Source organism: Streptomyces sp. NPDC047000 (assembly GCF_040644295.1).
Taxonomy (GTDB): Bacteria; Actinomycetota; Actinomycetes; order Streptomycetales; family Streptomycetaceae; genus Streptomyces.
Genome location: NZ_JBEYWE010000006.1, coordinates 34,481 through 46,653, shown reverse-complemented (window position 1 = coordinate 46,653; position 12,173 = coordinate 34,481). Strand labels below are relative to the sequence as shown.

At 73.7% G+C, this 12,173-nt stretch carries 7 protein-coding genes, 3 tRNA genes and 1 pseudogene; 2 read left to right on the top strand and 9 right to left on the bottom strand.

What is annotated here, in order from left to right; all coding sequences use genetic code 11:
- Nucleotides 1-41: 41 nt before the first annotated feature.
- Nucleotides 42-155 (bottom strand): annotated as a pseudogene (locus tag ABZ862_RS12355) (cytochrome); the annotation flags it as partial.
- Between the two features lie 128 nt (nucleotides 156-283).
- On the opposite strand from ABZ862_RS12355, the gene ABZ862_RS12350 reads away from it, so the two are divergent.
- On the top strand, nucleotides 284-973 hold the full coding sequence (locus tag ABZ862_RS12350; RefSeq protein WP_360956192.1) for an SDR family oxidoreductase: 690 nt from the start codon (nucleotides 284-286) through the stop codon (nucleotides 971-973).
- On the opposite strand, the gene ABZ862_RS12345 is transcribed toward ABZ862_RS12350, so the two are convergent.
- The 8 genes from ABZ862_RS12345 to ABZ862_RS12310 all read right to left on the bottom strand — a co-directional run bounded on the left by ABZ862_RS12345 (nucleotide 909) and on the right by ABZ862_RS12310 (nucleotide 11,668).
- Nucleotides 909-2,675 (bottom strand): ABC transporter ATP-binding protein, encoded by a 1,767-nt coding sequence (locus tag ABZ862_RS12345; protein ID WP_360956190.1) that lies wholly within the window; start codon nucleotides 2,673-2,675, stop codon nucleotides 909-911. The two genes, ABZ862_RS12350 and ABZ862_RS12345, sit on opposite strands and share 65 nt — an antisense overlap.
- Before the next feature lie 637 nt (nucleotides 2,676-3,312).
- Nucleotides 3,313-5,160: an ABC transporter ATP-binding protein gene (locus ABZ862_RS12340; protein ID WP_360956188.1), complete on the bottom strand. Its 1,848-nt coding sequence runs from the start codon at nucleotides 5,158-5,160 to the stop codon at nucleotides 3,313-3,315.
- A 185-nt stretch (nucleotides 5,161-5,345) separates the two neighbouring features.
- Complete coding sequence (locus tag ABZ862_RS12335; protein WP_099054098.1) at nucleotides 5,346-5,471, bottom strand: SapB/AmfS family lanthipeptide; 126 nt, start codon at nucleotides 5,469-5,471, stop codon at nucleotides 5,346-5,348.
- A 110-nt stretch (nucleotides 5,472-5,581) separates the two neighbouring features.
- Nucleotides 5,582-8,215 (bottom strand): class III lanthionine synthetase LanKC, encoded by a 2,634-nt coding sequence (gene lanKC, locus ABZ862_RS12330; RefSeq protein ID WP_360956186.1) that lies wholly within the window; start codon nucleotides 8,213-8,215, stop codon nucleotides 5,582-5,584.
- Nucleotides 8,216-8,659: 444 nt separating this feature from the next.
- Nucleotides 8,660-10,078, bottom strand: coding sequence for a DUF2252 domain-containing protein (locus ABZ862_RS12325; protein WP_360956184.1), 1,419 nt, complete (start codon nucleotides 10,076-10,078; stop codon nucleotides 8,660-8,662).
- A 1,173-nt stretch (nucleotides 10,079-11,251) separates the two neighbouring features.
- Nucleotides 11,252-11,328: transfer RNA gene (locus ABZ862_RS12320), tRNA-Ile, on the bottom strand.
- 189 nt (nucleotides 11,329-11,517) lie between these two features.
- Nucleotides 11,518-11,590: transfer RNA gene (locus ABZ862_RS12315), tRNA-Asn, on the bottom strand.
- Between the two features lie 5 nt (nucleotides 11,591-11,595).
- A tRNA-Asn gene (locus ABZ862_RS12310) sits at nucleotides 11,596-11,668 on the bottom strand.
- A 171-nt stretch (nucleotides 11,669-11,839) separates the two neighbouring features.
- Between ABZ862_RS12310 and ABZ862_RS12305 the strand changes: the two genes are divergently transcribed.
- The gene (locus ABZ862_RS12305; RefSeq protein WP_360956182.1) at nucleotides 11,840-12,148 is read left to right on the top strand and encodes a YtxH domain-containing protein; all 309 of its coding nucleotides are present in this window, start codon (nucleotides 11,840-11,842) and stop codon (nucleotides 12,146-12,148) included.
- The last annotated feature ends 25 nt before the right edge of the window (nucleotides 12,149-12,173 follow it).

Genomic DNA, 12,173 nt, shown 5'->3' with positions numbered 1-12,173 from the left:
GCGGCAGGACCGCCCGGGGTCGCCCCGGAGCCGCCCCGGGGTCACCTCAAGGTGACCTCCACCGGCAGGTGCTTGACGCCGTTGACGAAGTGGGAGCGGACCCGGGGGATGTCACCGGTGAGGCGGATGTCCGCGATCCGCGGGATCAGCTCCTGGACAGGCCGGCGCCACAGGACAGGACCGGCCGGGTCCAGGTGGCCCACCGGCGCGCGGTGAGCGATTGCGCTCCCAACCGCCTTGCAGGTAAGGGGAAAAGGCAGCCTTTCCGGGTAAGTATCGGGCTATGGGCGTTCACTTGATCACAGGGGCCGGTTCGGGGATCGGCGCGGCGGTCGCCGCTCGTCTGCACGCGCGGGGGGAGGAGCTGTGGCTGCTGGCCAGGAACGGGGCGCGGGCCGGAACGCTGCGGGAACGGTTCCCGGGGAGCCGGACCCTGGTGGCCGACCTCGCCGCGCCGGGTGCGCTGCGCGCCCGGCTGGAGCCGCAGGCGCTGCCCGCACGGCTGGACACGCTGCTACACATCGCCGGGACGATCGAGTCGGGCCCGGTCGGTGAACTGGGCGCGGGGGCCTGGCAGGAGATGCTCGCGGTCAACCTGGCCGCTCCCGCGGAGCTGACCCGGATCCTGCTGCCCGCGCTGCGCGCCGCCCGCGGGCACGTCGTCTTCATGAACTCGGGAGCGGGGGTGCACGCGCCGCCGCGGCTCGGCGCCTACGCGGCGTCCAAGTTCGGGCTGAAGGCGCTCGCGGAATCCCTGCGGGCGGAGGAGTACGGGCACGGCGTCCGGGTCACCACCGTCTATCCCGGCGAGACCGACACGCCGATGCAGGTCAGGCTGCACGAGCAGTTCGGCCTGCCGTACGCGCCGGAGGCCCATATGAGCCCGGCCACCGTGGCCGCCGCCGTCGTCACGGCGCTCGGTCTGCCGAGGGACGCCACGATGAGTGAGCTGATGCTGCGTCCGGGCTGCTGAGCGGGCCGCCGTCACCCTCTGCGCCGTCACCGTCCGCGCCGGGTCCGCGCTCGCCGGGCCCGGCCGTACCGGTGTCCCAGTGGCCCACCAGATCGGCGTAGAGGGGACTCTCCGCCAGGAGGGTGTCGTGGGTGCCGACCCAGGGCCGCACCCCGTCGAGGAGCAGGACCTTGTCCGCGCGCCGGGCCAGGGCGATGCGGTGCGCGATGGTGACGACGGTGCCGGGCCGCCGCCGGAAGGCGTCCTCGACCCGCTGTTCGCCGACGGCGTCGAGGTGCCGGGTCGCCTCGTCGAGGATGACGAGCCCGGCAGCCGAGAGATGGACCCGGGCCAGCGCGATCAACTGACGCTCACCCGAGGACAGTTCGGCCGGGTCCACCCGGCCGTCGAGGCCGCCGAGCCGACGCGCCAGAGCGTCCGCGCCGAGTTCCTCCAGAGTGCGGGCGACGACGTCGTCCGGGGTGCCGGGGGCGAGCTGGCAGAGGTTCTCCCGCAGGCTGCCGGTGAAGACGTAGGGGTTCTGCGGGAGCAGCACCCTGGCCCGGCCGAGGTCGTGCGGGGTCACCCGGTCCAGGGGCGCGCCCCCCAGGATGACCCGGCCGCCGTCCGGCGGGAGGATCCCGGCCAGGATGTCGGCCAGCGTGGACTTCCCCACGCCGGAGGGTCCGACCACGGCCAGGTGGTCGCCGTGGTCGAGGGACAGGTCCAGGCCGTCGAGGACGGGCGCGGCGTCCGGGCCGTAGGCGAAGGTGACGTCCGTCAGCACGGCCGATCCGTCGGCGGGCACCGGCCCCGCGCCGGGGGCCTGCTCGGCGGGCTCGGCGGGCTCGGGGTGGCGCGCGGCGTCGGCGAGACGCTCCGCCGCCACGGCCAGGCGCAGCCACGACGCGCCGACCCCCTGGACCAGCAGGCGGACGGCCGGTTCCAGGGTGGACATCACATAGGTGAGCACGCCGACGACCTCGCCGGGTGTCATGCCGTGGCCGACGAGGCGGTGCGCGGCGAGGACGACGAGGAGCAGCGGGCTGTGCGCGCCCACCGCCACGACCAGCCGCCGCACCATCGACACGGCCGCGAGTCCGCGTGCGGCGCGCAGCTGGGCGTCCACCGCGTCGAGCAGGTCGTGCTGCGCCCGGTCCTGGGTCCCGGTGGCGACGAGGTCGCGCAGCGCCCCGACGGTGACGACGGTGTCCCGCGCCAGCCGTTCCTCGGTCTCGAAGGCCTTCCGCTGGCGGCGGACGGTGGCCGGGGCCAGGGCGGTGAAGGCGCCGAGCGCCAGCAGGAGCGGACCGGCGATGTACGGCACGGCGGCCGGGGCGATGACCGCGGTGCCCGTGACGACGGCGGCCACCGTGAGGACGAACTGCCATACGAGCATGAGCTGCCCGGCGACGGAGTCGCGGACGGCCTCCACCTGCCGGGTCAGCTGGGCGACGGCCACGGCGGCGAAGTCGTCCCGCCGTACCCCGCCGTGGGCCACCGCGCGGCGCAGTGTGCCGGTGACGACGTCGCGCAGCAGACGGTCCCGCAGCGGCTCGACGATCTCGGCGAGCCAGGGATAGGTCTGGCGGCTCGCCCAGGCCCCGCCCAGCGTGGAGAGCGCGAACAGGCCGAGGCCCAGGGCGGCGGCCGGCGGGTGGTGGGCCAGGAAACCCTGGTCGACGGCGAGCGCCAGGGCCTTGCCCGAGACAAAGGCGGGCACGGCCGACAGGAGCGTCCACCAGGTCAGCCGCAGAGCCGCGGCCCTGCTCCGGGCAAGGCCGCCACGGACCAGCCGCAACGCCGCCCGGTTGCTCGCCAGCGACGACGGAGAGGACGCCCCGGCCCCCGCCCCGCCCCCGCGAACCGGCTCCGCCCCTGACCCCGACTCACGGCTCGGCTCCGAACCCGGCCCACAGCTCGGCTCAGGCCTCGGCTCCGGCATACCGCTCGGTTCCGGCCCACGGCTCGGCTCCGAACCCGGGCCAGGGCTCAGCCGCCCGTCCCCGGCACGACCCGCCCCCGGCACACGCCCCGGTGCCGGACCCGGGCCGGGGCTGGGCCGCCCGTCCACGGCGCGGGTCGGCGTCGTGGTCGGGCCGGAGACCGGGTTCCGGGTCCGGGCCGGAGGCGGGTTCGCACCGTGGTCCGGTTCCGGACCGCAGGCCGGTTCCGGGTCGGGGCGCGGGTCTGCGTGGGAAGGTCCGGTGGCGGGGTGAGGGGGGTCGGTGCGGTCGGTGCGGTCGGTGCGGTCGGTGCGGTCGGTGCGGTCGGTGCGGTCGGTGCGGTCGGTGCGGTCGGTGCGGTCGGTCATGTGTACCTGCTCTCTCGTCCGTGGTCCGCGTCCGGCCGTACGGGCCTCAGCACCCGGCGTCCGCGTCCGCGACCGCGTCCGCGACCGCGTGCCCCGCTCCGCCGCCTGCGTCCGCCGCCGGGTCGTCGTCCGTGCCGGTGAAGATGCCGCGGTAGGCGGGGACGGCCCACAGCTCCCGGTGCGGGGCGAGGGCCCGGATGCGGCCCTCGTGGAGCCACGCCACGGTGTCCGCCCAGGCCGCCGTGGACGTCCGGTGGGTCACGACCAGTCGCGTACGGTCCCGGTGGCCGGCGTCCAGCGCGCGCAGTACCGCGGCCTCCGTGGCGGTGTCGAGGCCCGATGTCGCGTCGTCGAGGACGAGCAGGCGGGCGTCGCGGGCCAGGGCGCGCGCGAGTCCCACCCGCTGCCGCTGCCCGCCGGAGAGCGGCGCGTCGGCCAGGGGGGTGTCGTAACCGGCGGGCAGCCGCCGGATGAAGGTGTCCGCCTGCGCGGCGCGGGCGGCGGGGCGGGCCCGGGCGGCGGGCACCGGCTGCGCGGCGGCGGTGATGGCGTCGAGGATCGTGGCTCCGGTCAGCGCGGGGTCGCAGAAGGCGTAGGAGACGGCGGTGCGCAGGTCGGCCGGCCGGACCTCGTCCAGGGGCGTCCCGTCCAGCAGGACGACGCCGTCGTCCGGGGCGAGGAGTCCACCGGCGACGGCCGCGAGCGTGGACGTACCGGACCCCGAACTTCCCACCAGGGCCACGCGGCTGCCCGCGTCGACGGTGAGGTCCAGCCCGTCGAGGACGGTGCGTCCGGACCGCCGGACGGTGACGCCGCGGATCTCCAGCCGTCCGGGGCCCGGCGGCAGGTCCCGCGTCCCCGGCGGCCTCCGGGGGGCGTCGTCGAGGACCTCGAAGACCCTGTGCTGTCCCGCCCTGGCCCGGGCGAGGTCGAGGAGGCTCTGCACGGTGCCGAAGCCGCCCAGGCCGAGGGCGGTGTAGCCGAGGGCGGCCACCAGGTCGCCGGTGCTGAGCGCCCCGGTGGAGAGCCGGTACCCGGCGACGGCGAGGACGGTGAGCTGGGTCGCGGGGGCGAGCAGCCCCGTGAGCCAGGCGACGCGGCGCTGGCTGTCCCACAACGCGCGTCCGTGCCGGGCGAGTTCGGGCACGGGCCGCAGTACGCGTTCGATCTCCTGCTCGACGGTTCCGGCGGCGGCGATGGTCCGGCTGCCCGCCAGGGCGTCGAGCAGCCGCGCGGCGACGGCGGCCTGCGCGCTCTGGTAGCCGGCGCCGCGCCGCACGGTGCGTCGCAGGCTCCGCCGTACCAGCAGGTACCCGGCCGGCGCCGTGACCAGGAAGGCCGCGGCCAGTTCGGGGGCGAGCAGCCCCAGGGCGACGACGGAACCGGTCGCCATGATCAGCTGGGCGGCGGCGTAGACCGCCGCCTGGGCGCCGAGGCCGGCCTCCGCGGTGCCGGCGGTGAGCCGGGCCACCAGGTCCCCCGTCGCCGTGCGTCGCACGGGATAGGGGCCGGTGGCCATGATGTGCCGCACCAGGGCGGCGCGCAGCCGGCCCGCCTCCTCGGCGGTGGCCCGTGGCCCCGCGTACTGCGCGACGGCCTCGCCCGCCGTGAGCAGGCCGACGACTGCCGCGAGCGGGCCGATGCCCGCGGCGGCCCGGCCGGCCAGGGCGCGGTCGACGGCTCCGGAGAGCACGGCGGGCAGGAGCAGCGCGGCGAGCGAACTCGCCGCCACCGACAGCGTCAGAACGGCGGGCCACCGCAGCCGGAGCAGGGTCGCGGTGAGGCCGTGCCGCCCGGCCGCCGTCCGGGTGTCCCGTACGGTGGTGGGAGGGGTCGCTCGGTCTCGGTCGTGGATGTCGTACGGGTGCGGCTGTTCCCGGTGATCCGGTCCCATGCGGGCTCCTGCGGCAGGCGGACGGCGGTCCGGACGGGCGACGGTCCGGACGGGCGGGGTCCGGGCGGGCTGCGGAAGAGCGTCGGCCCCAGGCTGTCCCTCAGCCTGGGGCCGACTCTGTTCACCCGGTCAGCCGGTCACCCGGTCCGTCCGGACCGGGGTGCACGGTTCCCCGGAGGTACCGACTAGAGGCACAGGAGCGTGCTGACGGTGCTGTTGGTGCAGTTGACCGCGCTGAGGGAGCTGAGCACCGACATGTACTCGGTGGTCTCCTCGGGGGTCTCCAGCGCCTGCAGGCTGAGGATGGACATGGTGGACTCCTCTTCATTCGGGTGGTGCTCGGTTTTCCCGGCGATCGCCGGAAACTCTGGGCCGCGGCGCGTGGTCCGCGGCGGGTGCGCCGAGCGGGCTCGGCGGTGGGTCAGGAGGCCCGCAGCCGGGAGCGGGAGGCCCCGGACGCGACGGGAGCGGCGGACGCCTCGGGCACGGCGGGCGCGGCGGATGTGGCGGGCGCGGTGGTCCAGAAGGGCAGGCCGGGGGTGCCGGCGAGGGCCGATCCCAGGGCGAGCAGGATGCCGGCGGAACCGGTGGCGAGGTCCATCGACAGCCGCAGCAACTGCTCCCCGGGGAAGGCCACATGGCCTCGGTAGGGGACGACGTGCCAGACCAGCCGGCGGATGTGCCGCCGGATCACCCGGTCGTGGACCGCGGTACCGTCCTGCAACAGGTCGAGCAGGGCGACCAGTCCCGCCCGGCCGTTGAACAGCCCCGGCTGGACGATGAACTCGGGTTCGGCGGCGCCGCGCATCCGGTCGAGGCTCTGCCGCAGCTCCGGGTCCGGCCGGTGACGCAGCCAGGAGTGGAGCACGGCGGCGATGCCGGCGCTGCCCGACTCCAGGTAGGGGAGGACCCTGCTGCCGTCGTCGACCTGGAGGGTGCCGTCCTCGCCCAGGACGCAGCGGGCCAGGTCCCGGGCGAGTGCCTGTTCCGCGAGGTCGAGCAGGGCCGGGTCGCCGGTGCTGTCGTGGAGCCTCAGGAAGAACAGCGCGGCGCCGGTGCTGCCGTGCAGGAGCCCGGTGCGCGGGCCGGCCGGTGGTGCGCCGTTGCCGGAGGCCGCGGTCAGACGGGCGGCGAGGCGGTCGGCGGTGTCGGTGGCGGCTGCCAGCAGGGAGGCGTCGGCGGTGGTGCCGGCGAAGTGCAGCAGCGTCAGCCCGATGCCGGGCAGGCCCCCGGCGAGATCGCTGCCCTGGTCGTCCGGCGGTGCCTTGAGGAGCCGGTCCAGGAGGTTGTGTGCGTGCCGGGTGTGGCCGAGACGGTCGAGGGCGAGGGCGACGCCGTGGGAGCCGGTGTAGAGACCGGGGCGGCAGGGCTCGCGTCCGACGGCGTCCAGCAGCCACTGCACGTGGCCGGGGTCGACGGGTGCGCCCGTGGAGTGCAGGGCCCACAGCACTCCGGCGGCGCCGTAGGCGAGTCCGAGGCCGTCGTGCGTGAACTGGTTGGGATCCCCGGGGAACAGGCGGTCGGTGCGTTCCGGGGTGGCGCTGACCGTGATCGCCGCCGCCATCGAGTCGCGCAGCGCCGGCCAGTCCGCGCGGTCGCCGCTGAACAGCTCGGCGAGCGGGTCGAGTCCGGAGGCGCCGGGCGGTGACGCGGGTCCGCGTGCCGTGGTCCGCGGGGTGGGGACGGGTCCGGGAGGCAGTCCGAAGCGTCTGGCCGCGGCGCCGGCCAACTGGTCGCGTTTGTGCGGGTCCAGCGATGTCAGCTGCATGAGGGGCATGAAGATCCACAGGCGCAGCGCGTCGAGAGCGTGGTGGTCGATCGCGAAGCCGTGCAGGTCGGCGGGGGCCGCGAAGCCCGCGGCGCCGAGCCCCGGTCTGGTGAAGTCGTCGACGGGTGAGGCGAGTTCGAAGTCGACGAAGCAGATCCGTCCGTCCGGGCGGACGATCAGGTTGCGCGGGTGGAGGTCGCCGAAGACGATTCCGCGGTCGTGGATGGCGCGCAGGCCCTCCTCGATGCCGGCCAGGACATCGAGCGCCTCCTGCCGGTAGCGGTCGATGTCCGCCCGGTCCGGGGCCGGGTGCACCAGCGGGTAACGCCGGGCGAACCATCTGTTCAGCGGTTCGCCCGCCACGTACTCCTGGACCAGGAAGCGGTGTTCCCAGGCGGTGAAGCGGCCGAGCACGGCCGGCACGGCGGAGACGCCCGCCAGCCGCCGCAGGATGTCGTGTTCGCTGTCGAGCCGCAGTACGGCGTCGTCCCCGCGCTGGTCGAGTCCGGCGTGCGGGCGGGCCTCCTTGAGGACCACCTCGTCGCCGCCGCCGGCGGGCCGGGCGACGTAGATACCGCCGCCGTTGGAGAAGTGCAGGGCCCTCTCCACCGTGTAGGGGAAGTCGGCGGTGCTCGTTCTCTCCCGGGCGGCCAGCGCCTGCGTGAGGACGGCCGGGACGGGGGCCCATTCCGGCACCTCGAACACCGCGCGCCGTACGTCGGGGCGCAGCCGGCCCGACGGTTCACGCAGCGCCAGGACCAGCTCACCGGTCTCGGACCGGCAGAACTGCTCGGTGAAGCCCCCGTAGCGCAGGTACAGCGGGCCCTCCCGCCAGCGGAGGTCGCTGAGGATGTACGGTCCCGGCTGCCCGGCGAGGGCCTCGTCCAGGTCCTCGAGACAGCGTTCCAGCTGCGGTTCGCCGACCGGGTACAGCGTCATGAACTTGCCGCTCGAACCCCGCGAGGCGTACTTCGCGTTCTGGGTCTGCACCAGTGCGGGGCTGCGCAGGAACTTGAACGCCACCCGGTTCTCGTAGCAGTACTCGCTGACCAGGGAGAGGATGTGCCGCGCGTTGCCCATGCAGGCGGACACGTGGATCTTCCAGCCCTGGTCGGGGAGTGCGGTGTCCGCGAGCTGGCGTCCCACCCACACGTCTCTCGCGTTGCCCACCCAGCCGGCGGGCACCGGCTCCCCCACGGCGTCGAACTCCTCTGCCGTCGCCCATCGGACAGGCGAGTCATAGAACACAGGGTCGGCGTACGAGAACGCCTCGTAGCGCATGTCCATAACACTCCCCCCATCTCGGTCGCAAGACTCCGCCGAACGGATATGGCGGCAATGGCGGACCGATTCATCAAACGCTGATGGCGGCCATATCACCGTCTTGTCGCACGACAAAAAGATAATTCAGGACCGGCCGCGCCATCAGGGCGCATTCAGCGCACCGGGCAGGCGCACGAGGCGAAGTTTCCGTGCACATCTACCCGGCTGATCACACCCGCACTTCTGTTCGGTGCCCCACGGCGCGCATATTCTGAGAAACCGAACTCCCGGCCGAAAGACAGCGAGCGGAAGGCCGGCAGGCGCAGTCACCCGGTCCGCCGCCGGATCACCGCGGGAATGCGTAAGTGCGGGTGGAATCAGCGAATACGGGAGATTCCCGCCGGGCGGCGTCCGCACGGACAGGCTTCCGTGGACCCGGCCTGGCGCCGGCCCGGCGCCACGCCTCCGTCAGGCCGCTTCGGCCGGCAGCCGTCCGGCCCCGATGGCGTCGACGAGCGCCTGGTGGTCCTTCTCGTTCAGGTCCGCGTACAGCTCGGCGAACGTCACCAGCGCACGGTCGAAGACGTCGCCGCCGCCCAGATACGCGGCGATCGCGATCCGGTCCCCGGACCTGGCGTGGGCGCGGGCCAGGGTGGCACCGCACAGCGTGCCGAACAGCGCCATCTGCTTCGGCGCCATGGTCTCGGCCACGACGATTCCCTTCCAGTCCCGCAGCTGGCGCAGGTAGAAGTCCCGGCGTCTGCCGTCGATGCCCTGGATGCGTTCCCAGCCGAGGAAGATGTCGCTGGTGGCCTGCATGAGCCGCTGGCCGGCGACGACGCGCTCGCCCTGGGTACGGAAGGTGCTGCCGCCGACGTAGGGCGCCAGCACCGACTCGTCGGCCTCCTTGGCCTGGAGGAACAGGGGGTCCTCGTCGTCCTTGCCGAGCAGCAGGATGATCCAGCAGCGGGTTCCGACACTGCCCACGCCGACGACCTTGCGGGCGATGTCCGCGAGCCGGTACGTCTCCAGCAGGAACCGGCGGTCGGTCGGCAGGGTACGGCCGTAGCGCTCCACCAGGCGGCCGATCTCCTTCTCCAGCTCGCCGCGTTCGAGGTCCGGCAGCAGGTCCTGGAGCCGGACCAGCAGCGGTGGATCGGGGGCGATCCGCCGCCTGCCGTCCACGACGCGTGTGAGCTTCTCGAAGACCTGCAGCGTGTCGTGCGCCCTGGCCCGGGCCCGGGTGCGTTCCCACCGGTCGCGCTGTCCGGCGCCCATCACCGAGGCGAACCGCTGCGCCAGTTCGTCCGCGTCGAAGTGGGTGTACCAGACCGCGAGGTTGCCCATGCCCGCGAACTCCCGCATCCGCTCGCGGTACGAGCGCACCGCCGCCAGCACGACCGACGCCCGCTCCGCGGCGCTGAACCCGTTCGCCCGGCCCGCGATGGCCAGGCTCGCCGACAGCCGCTTGACGTCCCACTCCCACGGACCGGGCAGGGTCTCGTCGAAGTCGTTGATGTCGAACATCAGACGGCGTTCCGGCGACGCGAGCAGCCGGAAGTTCAGCATGTGGGCATCGCCGCAGCACTGCACGGTGATCCCGCTGCGCGGCGTCCCCGCCAGGTCCGAGGCCATGATGGCCGCGGCCCCGCGGTAGAAGCGGAACGGGGTCTCGCTCATCCTGCCGTAGCGGATCGGCACGAGTTCCGGCACCCGCGTCGCGGACTGCCTCCCGATGATCTCCAGGGGGTCCGGGCGCTTGGGCGGGGGCCGGAAGTCGGCGTGGGAGGACCGGGGCACGTCCGAGCGGGCGGCCCTGCCGCGGGCGGCCCGCTCCTTCGGGGTGAGGTGCCGTGTCTCGTCGCCGGAGGGCTGGTTCTCGGTCATCGCAGGCGCTCCACGAAGGGGTGGCCGACGCCCCGGGGACCCCGGTGACACCTGCGGGCCGGGAGCGGACCGGAGGGCGTCCGGTGCGGAACCGCCGCGCGTCCGGTGCGGAACCGGCCGTGCCGCCGCCCGCCCCCGTCGGCCGCACCCCGGCCCTCACCGGGCCGATCAGGGGCGTGTGCTGTCAGAAGCACCGTATCCCCGGCCGGCCCGACCGGCGACCCGGTACGGTCTCAGCCGGCGGCGTCCCCGGCCGAGCGCAGCAGCAGGGCCCGGCGGGCGGAGCCGACGTGGTGGCGCATCGCGGGCGACGCGTGACGCCTGCCGCCGACCGGCGGCAGGCGCGGCCACTTCGGCGGTCACCTGCCATTTCGTCCGACCGTCAATGCCCCCCGGCAGAGCGACGACTCAGCTCCACTCATCGATTGCGCTGCACGCTTCTCGGATGGCGTCACGCCAGGTAATACACGGGGTCAAGGCGCCGGAATCCGCAGGCCGGGGACAATGACCTCGCTCCGTCAAAGGTCCGACCCTTCTCCGCGATTCGGAGGCATCAGGGCGCTGGGGAATTGCACGATCGACGGCCACCCCCCCACCTGACCATCGGCGGTTCTCGCCATGTGCTCCTCGCGTATCGGCAAGCAATCGGGCATCGCCGCCGCGACAATTGACGGTGAGACATGGCTCCGGGACGCCGTCACCGGGGAGTGTGTCTGTGGGACCCGGCCACCGCGACGCGGGTCATGGAGGCTCCCGTCCGCCACGTGGCCCTGGAGGTGACCTGGTTCAAGGGACTGCTTGCCGTAGGTCTCGACCGCGGGCCGCAGGCCCTCACCTTCGGAGTGCCGTCCTGACTTGAGGTGCTCCCGATCACTCGGCCTCGGCGACTCCTTCCGGAACCATGCAAAAGATCTTGTATCTTCATCCACCGCGTCCCCTATATGACGACGCGGTCGCATCGTGGAGGCTAGACGTCGGTCCGCGCGGCCGTGCGGGCTAGGTCCGCAGCACCGCGGCGCGTGTTCCCTGGCGGCTTCTTCCCACGCCTCGTCGCCGAGATCGATGACGGTACGGCTCCCGATCCGCGCCGGCATGTTCGCCCGGCCTCGGGGCAGAGGGGAGTCGATGGCGACGGCCCGCACCAGGACGACTCGGCAGGTCACATGCGTGCACTGGTGGGGCGGGTGGGACTCGAACCCACGGCCGACGGATTATGAGTCCGCTGCTCTAACCGGCTGAGCTACCGCCCCATAGCGGCGTGTCGCGTACATGTGTGCGCGCCGTCTGCCGCAGCATAGCCGCTCATACGATCTCCTGCTTCGGCTGGGCGGCCGAGCACGGGCCTCGTGATCACGAGGGCCGCACCGCGCTGTGCGCGGCTCCCGGAGGGCACGGAGCGGGCATGAAAAAGGACCCCTGCGGGGTCCTCGTTCAGCATGCTCCCCCGACTGGACTCGAACCAGTAACCTGCCGGTTAACAGCCGGCTGCTCTGCCAATTGAGCTACGGAGGACCGAGCTCCCCCGACTGGACTCGAACCAGTAACCTGCCGGTTAACAGCCGGCTGCTCTGCCAATTGAGCTACGGAGGAATGCCTCGTCGCATCGAACGTGTCTGCCTGGGTATCCGCCCGGGGAGCGCGCGCTCGCTGCGACACATACATTAGCGCAAGCTGGGGGGTGCTCCGCCAATCGGTTCCCCCGGCGCTCATGGAGCACCAGAGGGCATCGTCACAGGGCAAGGCAAGGGAAGGGTGGCCGTCATGCGTTACCGGCTCACGTTCGTCGCCGGACTCGTCATCGGTTACGTGCTCGGCACACGGGCGGGACGCGAGCGCTACGAGCAGCTCAAGAAGTCCGCCCGGCAGGTCGCCCAGAACCCCGCGGTGCGCAACACCGCGGAGAGCGCGGCGCAGCAGGGCCGTGAGATCGCCGGCCGGGCCTACCACGTGGTGAGCGACCGGGTCGGTGACCGGCTCCCCGACTCCGTCGCCCAGCGCGTGCGCTCGCTGCGGGCGCACAACGCGGGCGGCGCCGGCAACGACGACTGGGGCAGCAGCGGCAACGTGTGAACCGTCCGGGAGCGGCACGCGGGCG

What these genes read in the sequence shown, in the direction of transcription:
- lanKC (WP_360956186.1), bottom strand. Translation starts at nt 8,215, where the DNA reads ATGGACATGCGCTACGAGGCGTTCTCGTACGCCGACCCTGTGTTCTAT.
- ABZ862_RS12340 (WP_360956188.1), bottom strand. Translation starts at nt 5,160, where the DNA reads ATGGGACCGGATCACCGGGAACAGCCGCACCCGTACGACATCCACGAC.
- ABZ862_RS12335 (WP_099054098.1), bottom strand. Translation starts at nt 5,471, where the DNA reads ATGTCCATCCTCAGCCTGCAGGCGCTGGAGACCCCCGAGGAGACCACC.
- ABZ862_RS12325 (WP_360956184.1), bottom strand. Translation starts at nt 10,078, where the DNA reads ATGACCGAGAACCAGCCCTCCGGCGACGAGACACGGCACCTCACCCCG.
- ABZ862_RS12305 (WP_360956182.1), top strand. Translation starts at nt 11,840, where the DNA reads ATGCGTTACCGGCTCACGTTCGTCGCCGGACTCGTCATCGGTTACGTG.
- ABZ862_RS12350 (WP_360956192.1), top strand. Translation starts at nt 284, where the DNA reads ATGGGCGTTCACTTGATCACAGGGGCCGGTTCGGGGATCGGCGCGGCG.